The sequence below is a fragment of the Streptomyces sp. NPDC056503 genome (assembly GCF_042794995.1).
Lineage (GTDB): Bacteria > Actinomycetota > Actinomycetes > Streptomycetales > Streptomycetaceae > Streptomyces.
The window spans coordinates 16,386-29,907 of record NZ_JBHTST010000051.1; the positions used below are offsets into that span (position 1 = coordinate 16,386).

A 13,522-nucleotide genomic window follows, 5' to 3' on the forward strand; every position below is an offset into this window, starting at 1 on the left:
CTCACACCCACGTCCTGGGGCGGTAGCGGTTGGCCCGCTCCACCAGTTCGATCCTCTCATCGCCCCGCTGGGCGAGCCGGGCCAGCACCCGGTAGGCGCGCTCCAGGCCGAAGCGGAGCCCGCTCTCGTCCAGCGCGCTCCCGAGCAACGGCTCCCCGCCGCCCGGCGCGGCACCGGGACTCCCGGAGAGTACCCAGTCGAGGGCGGTGCCGAGCACCTCCGTCGACAACCGCTCCCGGCGGACCGGGTCGAGGCCGAAGCCGCCGAGGGCGGAGACCTGCGCGGCGGCCGCCGTCAGGTCGGCGCCGAGCGGTTCGCGCGGCGGGCGCCGCCGCAGCCGGGCCCGGACGGCCGCGACCCGGGCCGCCGTGTAGTGGATGGAGGACTCCGGTACGGATTCGAGCGCGGCGACCGCCCCCGTGCGGTCCCCGGCGGCGAGCCGCACCCGGGCCAGCCCGAAGGCGGCGCTGACGAAACCGGGGTCGGTCGCCCACACCAGGTGGTAGTACTCGGCGGCGTTGTCGAGCTGGCCCAGCACCTCCGCGCAGACGCCGAGCGCCAGCTTGGGCGCCGGCTCGCCGGGGAAGGCGTCGTAGACCGCGTCGAAGGCGAGGGCCGCGTGTGTCAGGTCGCCGCCCACCAGCGAGGCCACGCCCCGGTGCCACACCACCCGCCAGTCGTCGGCGTCCCACTGCTCCAGGGCGCCCAGCGTCTGCCCGGCGGAGACCAGGTCCCGCAGGTCGAGCTGGGCCCGCAGGGCGCGCAGCCGCAGTTCGGGGGTGTCGGCGGGCGCGGCCCGCAGCGCGCCGAGGAGTTCGGCGGGCGCGGCGGCCAGCAGACCGGCGAGGAAACCGGCGTTGGCGTCCGCCGGATCCACCCGCGGCACCGGCAGCGCGAGCGCGGTGGCCGCCACGTCGGGCGGGGCGAGCAGCGAGCCGAGGCCCTGCCCGGCCGGGACGCCCGCGACCGGGGGAGCGGAGCGCCGGGCCCGGCCGGTGCGGCGGGCGCCCAGCACCGACACGTCCTCGGTCTGCTCGGCGAAGAGCACGGTGTCGGTGACCCGGACCTCCGCGCCGAAGAGCGTGGAGAGCGCGGGCCTCGGCCGCCCCGACTGGAGGGCGACGACCTCGCGCAGCACCCCGGTCAGCTGCTCGGCCATCTCCTCGGCGGAGGCGAAGCGGCGCGCCGGGTCCGGGTCGGTGGCCCGCACCAGGAGCCGGTAGAAGGACTCGTACCGCTGGAAGACCTCGATGTGCTCCGGCTCCGGGAGCGAGTCCGCGAAGACGTTGGTGTAGCCCTGGAAGTCGAAGGTGAGCACCGCGAGCGTGCGCGCGACCGTGTACAGGTCGCTGGCGACCGAGGGCCCGACCTCGGCGACCTCGGGCGCCTGGTAGCCGACCGTGCCGTAGATCGCCGACTCGTCGTCGTCCATCCGCCGGACCGCGCCCATGTCGATGAGTTTGAGCTGGTCCTCGGACTGGAGGGCGTTGTCCACCTTGAAGTCGCAGTACAGCAGGTTGCGGCTGTGCAGGTGGCCGAGGGCCTCCAGCGCCTCGATGCCGTACGCGCAGGCCTGCTCGACGGGGAGCGGGTCGCGCCGGCCCTCGGGGGTCCGCCGGTCGTTGGCGATCTCCTTGAGCGACTTGCCGCCGACGTACTCCATGACGATGTAGCCGTCGAGGGAGCCGGTGCGCGGGTCGAGGTGCTCGACGAAGTTGTAGATCCGGACGATGTTGGAGTGCTCGATCTCGGCGAGGAAGCGGCGCTCCGAGATCGCCGCCGCCATGGCGTCCTGGTCGCCGGTGTCGAGCAGGCCCTTGAGGACCACCCACCGGTCCGAGACGGCCCGGTCGACGGCGAGGTAGATCCAGCCGAGGCCGCCGTGTGCGAGGCACCCCGCCACCTCGTACTGCCCGTGCACCACGTCACCGGCCCGCAGCTTCGGCACGAAGGAGTACGGGTGCCCGCACGAGGTGCAGAACCCCTCGGTGCGGCCCGGCCGGTCGCCGCGCGGACGGCCCACCGGCGCCCCGCAGTCGGAACGCGAGCAGAATCGCTTCCGCTCGGGCACCTCGGGGTCCGCCATCACCGCCGCGCGCGGATCGGGGCGCGGCACCTCCGGGATCGTGACGAGCCCCGCGCCCAGTCGCTTCCGCGCCGACTGCGCGGTCGACGAACCCGAGCTGCGCACCGACACCGAACGGCCCGTGCTCCGCCCGGACAGCGCCCGCGACAGCCGCCCGGACACCGAGCGGCGCGAGGAGGACGAGCGGGACGAGGCCCGCGAGGACGCCCGCGAACCGCTGTGCGCGGACGCCGAGTCGGGGCCCCAGGCCGTCGCCTCGGACGGCGCGCCGAAACCCGTGCCGGTGCCGGTGCCGGACTTGCCGGGCACCGCCAGGCCGGTCGGGTTGGACTGGAGCCGTCCGCTCGGCGCCACCACCGGCGCGAGCCCGCACGTGTCGCAGTACAGCTCGCCGCCGCCCACGTCCTCGTACGCGCCCTCGCAGGTGGGCCGCTGGCAGCTCCCCGGCGCTCTGAGACCGCTCACCACTGTCGTCCTTCCGTGTCCGACGGACCGGACAGCAGGTCCGCCACCGCCCGCTGGTAGCGCAGCACGACCTGCTCCGCCGCCCGCAGGTCGCAGGGCGCGCTCCACAGCATGCGGCGCGCCGTGTCGTACCGCTCGGTCAGGAACGGGTCGTCCGCCCCGCCGAGCCGGGCCGCCTTCGCCCGGTACGCGTCGAGCCGGCCGCGCAGCTCCGCCCGCACCGCGAGCGGCGCCGTCACCGCCGTCAGCGAGTCCCGGGCGCGCAGCAACTCCTCCTCCGCCTCCCGCTCCAGCGCGTCGAGGAGCGGCGAGAGCCGGTGCCACAGGGCGTGGCGCCGGTACTCGGCGGCGGCCTGGAGCCGCTCCTGGAGCGCCGTCGACGGTCCGCTCACGGCCGGCACCTCGGAGGCGGCGATCTTCGCGAGCACCTCGCCGCGCGCCACCCGGGCCTCCGCGAGCGTCCGGTCCGCCCGGGACAGCACGTCCCGCAGCCGCAGCAGCCGCTCCTCGGAGTCCTGCCGCACCGCGAGGACCGCCTCGATCTCCCGCCGCACGTCCTCCAGGGCGAGCGCCGCCCGGTCGTACCGCACGGTGTCCGGCCGGCCCCCGCCGGGCGCCGAACTCCCGGCCGCCGGGCGCCAGAACGCCAGCGGATCGGTCACCACCAGGGACCGCAGCTCGGTCAGCTCGGCGGTGATGGACTCCAGCTCGTCGCCGGCCGGGTGCTCCCCGGGGCGCACCCCCACCGAGTGGGCCAGCGAACGCGTCCGGCCCAGTTCGGCGGCGAGCAGGTCTATCCGCGCGGGCAGCGCCGACCACACCGCGTCCGCCGTGACCACCACGTCGAGCGAGGCCGCGTACAGCTCGTTCATCCGCCGGACCAGTCCGTCGAGGGTGAACCGCTCGGCCAGCAGCGCCTGTTCGCCGGCGCCGCCGGGCACGTGCACCGAGTCGCCGCGCAGCCGCTCGGTCAGCTCGGCCAGCTCGTCCCGGTTCGGCCACTTGTGCCGCGACCGCACCTCGCGGGCCCCCCGCAGCGCCGCCGTGTACGCGTCGAAGCAGTTCCAGAGCACGGTGATGGTCCGCTCGGTCGACGCCCAGCGCTCCCGGGTGGTGCCGGTGAGGCCGGCGCCTTCGAGGAGCCGCCGGCCCGCGTGGTCCTGGAGCGCGAGGAGCGAGTCCTCGACCGCCTTGTGCTCCGCGCCGAGGCGCGCCAGCGCACGGTCCACCTCGTCCCGGTCCATCACCGGCCCAGGGGGTCCCGTGACGCCCATCGCTCTCCTCATCTCCTTCGGTTCGTGCGGGCCTACTTGTACAGCGGCTCGGGCGGCTCGGCCTTCCCCAGGCCCGCCTCCAGCCAGATCCCGTACGCCTCCTGCCAGCGGCCCTTGCGGTAGTCCTCCAGGACCTTGTTGACCCGGCGCACCAGGTCGTCGTTGCCGAGCTTCGCGGCCACGCCGTAGTACTCCTCGGTGAACGGCTTCCCCTTCAGCTCCACCGCCGGGTCCTGCGCGGCCTGTCCGGCCGCCAGCGCGTTGTCGGTGACGACCGCGTCGACCTCGCCCATCTGGAGCCGGGCCAGGCAGTCCAGCTGGTTGGGCACGGTCAGCAGGTTCCGGTCGGCGGGGGTGCCGTCGCCCTCGTCCCTGATGACCGCGCCGAAGGACTTCTCCTCCAGCGCCTCGTGGGCGGTGGAGCCCTCGGCGGTGCAGACGCGGCGGCCCTTCAGCGAGGCGTCGTGGCCGGTGATCGGGGAGGTCTTCGGCGCGAGGACCTGCTGCCCGGCCTGGAAGTAGGCGGTGGAGAAGGCCACCTGCCCGATCCGCTTGCAGTTGATCGTCATCGTGCGGACCACGAGGTCCACCGTGCCGCTGTCCAGCGCCGCGATCCGCTGGTTGGTGGGCACCGCGCGGAAGACCACCGCGTCCTCGCTGCCCAGCAGGTCCTTGGCTATCGCCCGGGCCAGGGCGATGTCGAAGCCCTCCAGGGTGCCGGTCTCCGGGTCGCGGAAGCCCCAGCGGTAGCTGGACTGGTCGACGCCGACGATCAGCTTGCCCCGCTCCTTGATCGCGGTGACCGACGGTCCGTCCGCCGTCGAGGGCCGCAGCGAGGCCTCCGGGTGTTCGCAGGTGTCGGCCCTGACCTGGACGGCGGTGCCCACGCCGGGACCCGGCCCGAAGGGGCCGGTGGGCGCGTCCGCGCCGTCCGCGTCCCGGGTCAGCGGCAGCAGGGTGAGGGAGGCGGTCAGCGCGCAGGCCACGCCCATCGCGGCCACGCCGCCCCAGCCGCGCAGCCGCCGGGCCGCCCGCCGCGCCACCGGCTCGCCGTCGGGTGTCATTCCGCCCCCTCTCACCGGTACTCCGACAGTCTTCGGTTGATGCCGAGCACGGCGGCGAGGGCGCCGAGGGCGCCGAGCGCGGCCGCCCCCGGCGGCAGCCCGGTCAGCGCGTCCACCGCACCGCGCGCGGAGCGGGTGAACTGCTCCTGCTCGTGGGCGAGCGCCCGCTCCAGGGCCGCGTCGACCTGGTCGGAGGACCAGCCGGCCGACTCCTTCGGCTCGGCCGTCCCCTTCGGGCCGATGATCCGGTCCAGGGCGGCCTGGTAGTCGCCGGCCTCGCCGAGCTCGCGGGCGGCGGCGTGCCGTTCCCGCCACTCGCCGACCCGGGCCGTGGCCTCGGTCAGCGGCGCCTTGCCGGCCTCGTCGTCGGCGAGCCGGGTCGCGCGGGCGAGCGCGTCGGTGAGCGCCGTCATGCCCTTCGCGTACTCGGCCTCGTACTTGTCGTCCTTGCCGTCCTCGGTGAGCACCGCGCCCCGGGCGACCTGGGTCAGGTTCTCGTTGGCGCGGGCCTTGAGGGAGCTGATCCGCGCCTCGTTGAGCAGCTGGAGCGACTGCTGACCCTCGGTCCGCGCGGAGCCGAGACCGCTCCGGGCCACGGTGTGCGCCCCGGCGAGCCAGAGCAGCACCACCAGGGAGGCGGCGGTGGCGGCGAGCAGCCCCCGGCTGAACACCCGGTTGGTCCGGCGGAACTCCCGCCGCTGCGCCCACACCAGGACGCCGAGGGCGAGCACCCCGGCGCCGAGCGCCAGGTAGGGCCAGGCGCGGGCTTCGTCGTCGTCCCGGTGGAGCCGGGCGGTCTCGGCCGCGTAGAGCCGCTCGGCGGCGGGCAGCAGCCGGGTCGTCATCTCCTGGTTGGCGTACCGCAGATACGCGCCGCCGAGCGGCAGGCCCTGCCGGTTGGCCGCCCGGGCCCGCTCCATCAGCCCCGCGTACCGCGGCAGCAGCTCGTTGAGCGCGGTGATCTCGCGGGCCGACTCGTCCGAACCGTCGGTGTTCGCGGCCGCCTTCACCAGGAGCCGGGAGGCGGTGGCGAGGTCCCGGTCGTAGCGGGCGCGGGACTCGGCCGGTTCGAGCGTCCCGGCGAGGAAGCCGGCCGCGGCCGTCGAGTCGGCGTCGGCCAGCGAGCGGTAGATCGCGGCGGCGTCGGCGCTGAGCGGCTGGCTGCGCCCCACGACGTCCTCGGCGGAGGCGGTCCGGTCGGCGGCTTCGAGTCCGGCGACCGTCCCCAGCGCCAGCACGAGCAGCGCCAGTACGGCCCCCAGGATCCGCAGCCGGCCGGGCTCGGTGGTCGCGGCCTCGCGCAGCACCTCGCGGCCGGTCGCCCACGCTCCCCGCGCGGGCGGCGGCGGAGCGGCCCCGACGGCGGCGGCGCGCGAGACCTGTCCCGGCACCGCCGGTCGCGCGGGCGCGGCCGCCGGGGCGTGCGCCGCGGCGGGCGCGCTCGGTGGCTGTGTCACGTGACCTCCCCCTCGGTCTCGACGTCGATCGACCCCGGCGAGCAGTATGGCCGCAGGCGGCCCGCCCGCACACCGGGAATGACACGATCTTGTGCCTATCGTGCCCCACTCCCACCGGACTTCCGCGGGCGAGCCCCCTCGTCGCCCGCTCGGCGCCCCCTCGCCGTCTCTCCGGAATCCCCTCGAACATCCGTCGGGCGCCCCTCGAACCCCCTTCGCACATCCTTCACTCTGAATACGCCGGATCCCCCGAATCGGTTCCGCCCGGGGGATCGCTCGAACAGGTGAACAGGCCGTGGGGTCAGCTCGTGTACCGCCCCCGCAGCCGCTCCGCCGCCTCCGGCGCCGCCCCCGTCTCGTCCAGCGCGAGCAGCCCCGCGCCGAGCACCGGTGGCGCGGTCACGAACCGCAGCACCGCCTTCGGCGCCCGCACGGCGAGGAGTTCCCGGATCCGGGCCTCCAACTGCGGGTGCCGGGCGGCCAGCACGCTGCCGCCGAGGACCACCGGGGCCTCCTCGTCGAGCAGTTCGAGCCGCCCGAGCGCCACCGCCGACAGGGCCACGACCTCCTCGGCCATCCGGTGCACCAGGGAGAGCGCCACCGGGTCGCCCTCCGCCGCCACCCGGAACAGCACCGGCGCCAGCTCGTGCCGCCGCGCGTGCGGGATCCGGTCCAGGTGCAGCGCCTCGATCAGCCCGTACATGGACTCCAGGCCGAAGTGGGCCGGCAGCGCGCGGGACAGCTCCGTCGGCTCGCCCCGTCCGTCCTCGGCACGGGCCGCGAACCACAGGGCCTCCTCGGAGAGTCCGCCGCCCCCGCCCCAGTCCCCGGAGATCTTCCCGATCGCCGGGAAGCGGGCGGTCCGCCCGTCCGGGGTCATGCCCACGCAGTTCACGCCCGCGCCGCAGACCACGGCCACCCCGCGCGGCTCGTCGAGCCCGGCCCGCAGGATCGCGAAGGTGTCGTTGTGGACCCGTACCGAACGGCTCCATCCCCGACCCAGCAGCTCCTCCGCCAGCGCGGCCTCCTCGACCGGCAGGTCGGCGTTGGCCAGACAGGCGGTGACGTGGGCGAAGGACAGGGGGACGCCGGCGTCCGCCGCCGCCCGCCCCACGATCTCCGCCAGCCCGTCGACCGCCGCCGCGACCCCCACCAGCGGGGGCTGGAAGCCCCCGCCGCGCGCGGAGCCCAGCACGGTGCCGTCCGACGCGAGCACCGCCACGTCGGTCTTGCTGTTCCCCGCGTCGACCGCGAGCAGGGTCCCGTTCACGCCCACGCGAGGTGCTCCCGGTTGTGGGCGATCAGCCGGTCGGCGAGCCGCTCGGCGTAGGCGTACTGCCCGACCAGCGGGTGGGCGAGCAGCGCCTTGAAGACCCGCTCCCGGCCGCCGCGCAGGGCCGCGTCGAGCGCCAGGTCCTCGTAGGCCGTCACGTTCGCGACCAGCCCGGCGTACAGCGGGTCCACCGGCGCGACCGGCAGCGGCACCGGCCCGCCGGGGCCGACCGCCGCCTGCGTCTCGATGACGGCGTCGTCGGGCAGGAACGGCAGCGTGCCGTTGTTGTACGTGTTCACCACCTGGTACGGCGAGCCCCCGCCGCCCAGCAGCGAGGCCGCGAGGTCCACGGCCGCCTCCGAGTAGAAGGCGCCGCCGCGCTTCCCGAGCAGCGCCGGCTTCCCGTCGAGCGCCGGGTCGCCGTACATCTCCAGGAGTTCCTTCTCCATCGCCGCGACCTCGGCCGCCCGCGAGGGCTTGGTGCGCAGCTCCTCCACCACCTCGTCGTGCGCGTAGTAGTAGCGCAGGTAGTACGAGGGGACGACGCCGAGCCGGTCCACCACCGGGCGGGGCAGGTGCAGGTCGGCGGCGATCGTGTCGCCGTGCTCGGCGAGCAGCCGCGGCAGCACGTCCTCGCCGTCCGGGCCGCCGAGCCGGACGCCGGTCTCCCAGGTGAGGTGGTTGAGGCCGACGTGGTCGAGGTGGACCTCGGACGGGGCCACGTCGAGGAGCTTCGCGAACTTCCGCTGGAAGCCGATGGCCACGTTGCACAGCCCGACGGCCTTGTGCCCGGCCCGGAGCAGGGCGCGCGTCACGATCCCGACGGGGTTGGTGAAGTCGATGATCCAGGCGTCCGGGTTGGTGCGCCGGACCCGCTCCGCGATGTCGAGGACGACGGGGACGGTGCGGAGCGCCTTGGCGAGGCCGCCGGCGCCGGTGGTCTCCTGGCCGACGCAGCCGCACTCCAGCGGCCAGGTCTCGTCCTGGTTCCTGGCGGCCTGGCCGCCGACGCGGAGCTGGAGGAGGACGGCGTCGGCCCCCTCGACGGCGGCGTCGAGGTCGGTGGTGGTGGTGATCCGCCCGTCGTGGCCCAGCTTGGCGAAGATCCGCCGGGCGAGTCCGCCGACGAGGTCGAGGCGGTCGGCGGCCGGGTCGACGAGGACGAGTTCGGTGATGGGCAGGGTGTCGCGCAACCGCGCGAATCCGTCGATCAGTTCGGGGGTGTAGGTGGAGCCGCCCCCCACGACAGCGAGCTTCATTCTCGTATCAGCCCTTCACTCCGGTCAGTGTGACTCCCTCGACGAACGCCTTCTGCGCGAAGAAGAACACGAGGATCACGGGGGCCATGACCAGTACGGTCGCGGCCATGGTCAGGTTCCAGTCGGTGTGGTGCGCGCCCTTGAAGGACTCCAGGCCGTAGCTGAGCGTCCAGGCGGCCGGGTTCTCGGAGGCGTAGATCTGCGGCCCGAAGTAGTCGTTCCAGCAGGAGAAGAACTGGAAGAGGGCGACGGCGGCGATGGCCGGCTTCGCCATCGGCAGCACGACCCGCAGCAGGATGCGCAGTTCGCCGCAGCCGTCGATCCGGGCCGCCTCGACGTACTCGTCGGGGATGGTGAGGAGGAACTGGCGCAGCAGGAAGATGGCGAAGGCGTCGCCGAAGGCCATCGGGATGATCAGCGGCCACAGCGTCCCGGAGAGGTCCATCTGCTTGGCCCAGAACAGGTACATGGGGATGATCACGACCTGCGGCGGCAGCATCATCATCGAGATCACCAGGAGCAGCGACAGGTGCCGGCCGCGGAAGCGGAACTTGGCGAGCGCGTAGGCGACGGGCACGGACGACACCACGACGAGGACGGTGCCGAGCCCGGCGTACAGCAGCGAGTTCCTCCACCAGGTGAGGAAGCCCTCGGTCTCGAAGACCTTGAGGTAGTTGCCCCCGTGCCAGGAGTCCGGCGTCAGGTCCCGGGTGAGCGCCTGCTGGTCGCTCATCAGCGAGGTGAGGACGACGAAGACGAACGGCAGCACGAAGAAGAGGGCGGCGGCGATCCCGAGCGAGTGCACGGCGATCCAGTGCAGCAGGGCCCTGCGGCGGGCCCGCCTGCCGGCTGCCCCGGCGGTGCCGGAGGCCGGGGCGGTGGCGGCCGGGTCGGTGGCGGTGAGGGTCATGGTTCAGTCACCCGAGCCGATCAGGCCGCCGCGCCGGCGCATGAGCAGCGCGGTGAAGGCCATGGAGAAGGCGAAGAGCACGAGCGCCACCACGCAGGCCGCGCCGTAGTTGAACTGGCTGAAGCCGAGGCTGTAGACGAGCTGCGGCAGGGTCAGCGTGGAGTCGTCCGGATAGCCGGGGACGAAGGTGACGCCGGAGCCGCCCATCACGCCCGAGGCGACCTTCGAGGCCACGATCGGCTGCGTGTAGTACTGCATCGCGCCGATGATCCCGGTGACGACCGCGAAGAGGATGATCGGCGAGATGTTCGGCAGCGTGATGTGCCGGAACCGCTGCCGGGAGTTCGCGCCGTCCAGCTCCGCGGCCTCGTACTGGTCCTTGGGGACGTCGAGCAGGGCGGCCATGAAGATGACCATGAGGTCGCCGATGCCCCAGACGGCGAGGAGGGTCAGGGCCGGCTTGGCCCAGGCCGGGTCGGTGAACCAGGCGGGGGCGGGGAGGCCGATGCCCTCCAGGAGCGCGTTGACCGGTCCGGTGCCGGGGTTGAGCAGGAAGACGAAGGCGAGCGTCGCCGCCACCGGCGGGGCCAGGAAGGGCAGGTAGAAGAGGGTGCGGAAGATTCCGGCCCCCGTCTTGATCTTCGTGATCAGCATGCCGACGCCGAGTCCGAAGACGACCCGGCAGCTCACCATGACGACGCAGAGCCAGAGGGTGTTCTGCAGGGCGGGCCAGAACTGGGGGAAGGACGTGAAGACGTACTCCCAGTTGTCCGTGCCGCGCCACTCGGGGGCGTTGAGCCCGTCGTACTTCATCAGCGAGAAGTAGACGGTCGAGACGAGCGGGTAGGCGAAGAAGAAGCCGAAGCCGATCAGCCAGGGCGACATGAAGGCCAGCGTCCGCAGGGCGTTGCGCCGGCGCCTCGACCGCAGCGTGTTCCGCCCCCCGGCGGAGGAGCCGGGGCCGGAGGCGGCCGGGGAGGCCGCCTCCTTCGCGGGCAGGGTGTCCGTGCTCATGGGTGGGATCCGGCCGTCACTTCGCCGCGGCGATGTCGCGGTCGATCTGGGCGGCGGTGTCGGCGAGCCCCTTCTTCAGGTCGGTGACCTGGCCCTTCTCGTACTGCTGGGCGAACTTCTGGAGGGTGTCCTGGTACGCGGAGCCGTTCACCGCGCCGTCCGAGGTGGTGGACTTCGGGTGCCGGGCGATGTCCAGGAAGGTCTTGAAGCGGGCGTCGAACTTCAGGTCCGGGGACTTCAGGGCCTCCAGGGTGGAGGGGACGTTCCCGATGGCGTTGGCGAAGTCCACCACCGCCTCGGTGTCCGTGGTCATGTACTTGACCAGCTCCCAGGCGGCGTTCTGCTTCTTGCTCTGCGGCGCGATGCCCATGATCGTGCCGGAGAGGTAGCCCTTGCCGTACTCGGCGACCTCGTCGTCGGCGACCGGCAGCGGCGCGACGCCGACCTCGAAGGGGACCTTCGCCTCCTTGATGAAGTTCAGCCGCCACTCGCCGTCCAGCTGCATGGCGACCTGGCCGGTCTGGAAGGGGTGCTTGGCGCCCCACTCGTCACCGAAGGTCGTGCGGTACCTGTCCAGCTTCTGGAAGCCGCCGAGCGCGTCCACCAGCGACTTCTGGTACGTCATCATCTCGGCGAACGCCGGGTCCGACGCCGCCGTCGACTTGCCGTCCTGGCCGAAGTAACCGCTGTGGCCCCACTGCGACATGTAGTGCGAGACGACCGTCTCGTAGCCGAGGTAGTTCGGCATGAAGCCGAGCCGCTCGTACGTGTCGCCCTTGGCCTTCGTCAGCTTCTTGGCGGCCTCGGTGAACTCGGACCAGGTCTTCGGCGGCGCCTCGGGGTCGAGGCCGGCCTGCCGGAAGGCGTCCTTGTTGTAGTAGAGCCCGTACGCGTCGGAGAGCAGCGGCAGCGTGCAGCGCCTGCCCTCGAACTGCGTGTACTCCTGGAGGACCTTCGGGAAGATCTTGTCGAGGTCCAGCTTGTCCTTCTCCACGAAGGGCTTGAGGTCGGCGAGCGCGCCCGTGTGGCAGAACTTGCCGACGTTGGCCGTGGTGAAGGAGGCCACCACGTCGGGGCCGTTGGAGCCGCCCGCGCGCAGCGCCTGGCCGAGCTTGTCGTCGTTGATGTTGCCGACGATCTTCACCTTGATGTTCGGGTGGGCCTGGGTGAAGCGGGCGACGTTCTCCTCGATCGCCTTGACCTCGGACGGGGCCGACCAGCCGTGCCAGAAGGTGATCGTGGTCTCGGCCTTGGGGTCGTCGCTCGCCGCGGTGCCGGCGGAGCCGGTACAGGCGGAGGCGAAGAGGGCGATGGAGGCGGTGGCGGCGAGCGCGGCTGCGGCTCTGCGCGGGCGTGCGGGCATGGCGATGTCTCCCTGGGCGGGCGGGTGAGGGGAAGGGCGGAAGCGGTGGCGCGGGTCAGCGCGAGGTGTCGAAGACCTCGTCGCGGGTGGTGGCGAGGGCGCTCTCCAGCGCCCCGCGCAGCACGGGTTCGCGGGGGACGGAGGTGAGGACGAGCCGCGGCCGGGAGGCCGCGAGGTCGGCGAGCTCGGCCTGGACGCGGGCCCGCAGCGGTTCGCCGCCGGCGACGAGGACGTCCCCGGAGAGCACGATCAGTTCGGGGTCGAGGACGGCGGTGAGGGAGGCGAGACCGGTGGCGAGCCGCTCGGCGTAGCGGTCGAGCAGCTCCGCGTACGGCCCTTCGTCGGGGGTCTCGGCGGCCCGGGCGAGCAGTCCGGACGCCACCGGCACGTAGGGGTGGTCGGGGGTGTCGATGCCGGCCTCGCGGGCGATCCGGGGCACGGACTGGACGCCGGCGAGCTCCTGGAAGCCGCCGGAGTTGGCCTTGGTGACCTGGCGGACCAGCGGGGTGCCGGGGACCGGCAGGAAGCCGACCTCGCCGGCGCCGCCGGTGAAGCCCCGGTGCAGCCGGCCGCCGAGGACGAGGGCGGCGCCGAGGCCCTCCTCGTTCCACAGCAGGACGAAGTCCTCGTGGCCGCGGGCGGCGCCGACGGCCCGCTCGGCGATGGCCACCAGGTTGACGTCGTTCTCGTACTCGAAGGGCATGGGCAGGACCGCGGCCAGCTCCTCCAGGAGGGTGGGGGAGTGCCAGCCGGGCAGGTGCGAGGCGTACCGGAGCCGTCCGGTGGCCGGGTCGAAGGCGCCGGGGGTGCCGATGACCAGGCGCCGGACGTCGCCCCGGGTGAGACCGGCGGCCTTGACGGCGCCGTCGAGGGCGGCGGTGACCTGCCGGACCACCCCGTCGCCGGTCCGTCCTCCGGTGCGGAGCTCGTACTCGCCGGTGACGGCGCCGGTGATGTCGGCGACGGCGGCGCGGATGCGGTGCTGGTTGACGTCGAGCCCGGCGGCGTACCCGGCGCCCGGGTCGAGGGCGTACAGCTGGGCGCTGGGGCCGGGGCGGCCCTCGGTGGTGCCGGTGGCGCGGACCAGGCCGGCGGCTTCGAGGCGGGCGAGGAGCTGGGAGGCGGTCGGCTTGGAGAGGCCGGTGAGCTTGCCGATCCGGGTCCGCGAGAGGGTGCCGTGCTCCAGGAGGAGGTCGAGCGCGGCGCGGTCGTTCATGGCCCGCAGGACGCGCGGGGTGCCAGGGGTTCCCTGGGTACCTGCCATGACCGTCGCACCTGCCCTTTCGATGTCGGGAGGCCCATTGTGGCGCCTGCCGGCGGCCGCTCTCCCCACCACACTGTTAGGAAAGTTTCCTAT

General features: G+C 73.7%; 10 protein-coding genes. All 10 read right to left on the reverse strand.

The genetic code is table 11. The features are described from left to right. Position 1 precedes the first annotated feature (1 nt). Positions 2-2,551 carry a tetratricopeptide repeat protein gene (locus ACFQ8C_RS17560; protein ID WP_383457986.1) on the reverse strand — a complete coding sequence of 850 codons (2,550 nt, stop codon included), beginning with the start codon at positions 2,549-2,551 and terminating at the stop codon, positions 2-4. Next, entirely contained in the window at positions 2,548-3,825 is a 1,278-nt protein-coding gene (locus ACFQ8C_RS17565) for a hypothetical protein (RefSeq protein WP_383457989.1), read from the reverse strand. Before ACFQ8C_RS17565 ends, ACFQ8C_RS17560 begins: the two co-directional genes overlap by 4 nt. A gap of 32 nt (positions 3,826-3,857) precedes the next feature. After that, positions 3,858-4,889 carry a glutamate ABC transporter substrate-binding protein gene (locus ACFQ8C_RS17570; RefSeq protein ID WP_383457991.1) on the reverse strand — a complete coding sequence of 344 codons (1,032 nt, stop codon included), beginning with the start codon at positions 4,887-4,889 and terminating at the stop codon, positions 3,858-3,860. Between the two features lie 11 nt (positions 4,890-4,900). Beyond that, positions 4,901-6,346 carry a hypothetical protein gene (locus ACFQ8C_RS17575; protein WP_383457994.1) on the reverse strand — a complete coding sequence of 482 codons (1,446 nt, stop codon included), beginning with the start codon at positions 6,344-6,346 and terminating at the stop codon, positions 4,901-4,903. 301 nt (positions 6,347-6,647) lie between these two features. Continuing rightward, the gene (locus ACFQ8C_RS17580; protein WP_383457997.1) at positions 6,648-7,622 is read right to left on the reverse strand and encodes an N-acetylglucosamine kinase; all 975 of its coding nucleotides are present in this window, start codon (positions 7,620-7,622) and stop codon (positions 6,648-6,650) included. Continuing rightward, the gene (locus ACFQ8C_RS17585; protein WP_383458000.1) at positions 7,613-8,878 is read right to left on the reverse strand and encodes a 6-phospho-beta-glucosidase; all 1,266 of its coding nucleotides are present in this window, start codon (positions 8,876-8,878) and stop codon (positions 7,613-7,615) included. Before ACFQ8C_RS17585 ends, ACFQ8C_RS17580 begins: the two co-directional genes overlap by 10 nt. 7 nt (positions 8,879-8,885) lie before the next feature. After that, positions 8,886-9,788: a carbohydrate ABC transporter permease gene (locus tag ACFQ8C_RS17590; RefSeq protein ID WP_383458002.1), complete on the reverse strand. Its 903-nt coding sequence runs from the start codon at positions 9,786-9,788 to the stop codon at positions 8,886-8,888. Between the two features lie 3 nt (positions 9,789-9,791). Beyond that, a complete protein-coding gene (locus tag ACFQ8C_RS17595; protein WP_383458035.1) occupies positions 9,792-10,673 on the reverse strand; it encodes a carbohydrate ABC transporter permease in 882 nt (293 codons plus the stop codon). 145 nt (positions 10,674-10,818) lie between these two features. Beyond that, on the reverse strand, positions 10,819-12,165 hold the full coding sequence (locus ACFQ8C_RS17600; protein WP_383458004.1) for an ABC transporter substrate-binding protein: 1,347 nt from the start codon (positions 12,163-12,165) through the stop codon (positions 10,819-10,821). A gap of 55 nt (positions 12,166-12,220) precedes the next feature. Further along, positions 12,221-13,429, reverse strand: a complete 1,209-nt coding sequence (locus ACFQ8C_RS17605; protein WP_383458007.1) for an ROK family protein — start codon at positions 13,427-13,429, stop codon at positions 12,221-12,223. Positions 13,430-13,522: the final 93 nt, after the last annotated feature.

Excerpts from the sequence above, each read along its gene's own strand:
- ACFQ8C_RS17600 (WP_383458004.1), bottom strand. The coding sequence starts at position 12,165 with ATGCCCGCACGCCCGCGCAGAGCCGCAGCCGCGCTCGCCGCCACCGCC.
- ACFQ8C_RS17585 (WP_383458000.1), bottom strand. The coding sequence starts at position 8,878 with ATGAAGCTCGCTGTCGTGGGGGGCGGCTCCACCTACACCCCCGAACTG.
- ACFQ8C_RS17605 (WP_383458007.1), bottom strand. The coding sequence starts at position 13,429 with ATGGCAGGTACCCAGGGAACCCCTGGCACCCCGCGCGTCCTGCGGGCC.
- ACFQ8C_RS17595 (WP_383458035.1), bottom strand. The coding sequence starts at position 10,673 with ATGTCGCCCTGGCTGATCGGCTTCGGCTTCTTCTTCGCCTACCCGCTC.
- ACFQ8C_RS17565 (WP_383457989.1), bottom strand. The coding sequence starts at position 3,825 with ATGGGCGTCACGGGACCCCCTGGGCCGGTGATGGACCGGGACGAGGTG.
- ACFQ8C_RS17590 (WP_383458002.1), bottom strand. The coding sequence starts at position 9,788 with ATGACCCTCACCGCCACCGACCCGGCCGCCACCGCCCCGGCCTCCGGC.
- ACFQ8C_RS17570 (WP_383457991.1), bottom strand. The coding sequence starts at position 4,889 with ATGACACCCGACGGCGAGCCGGTGGCGCGGCGGGCGGCCCGGCGGCTG.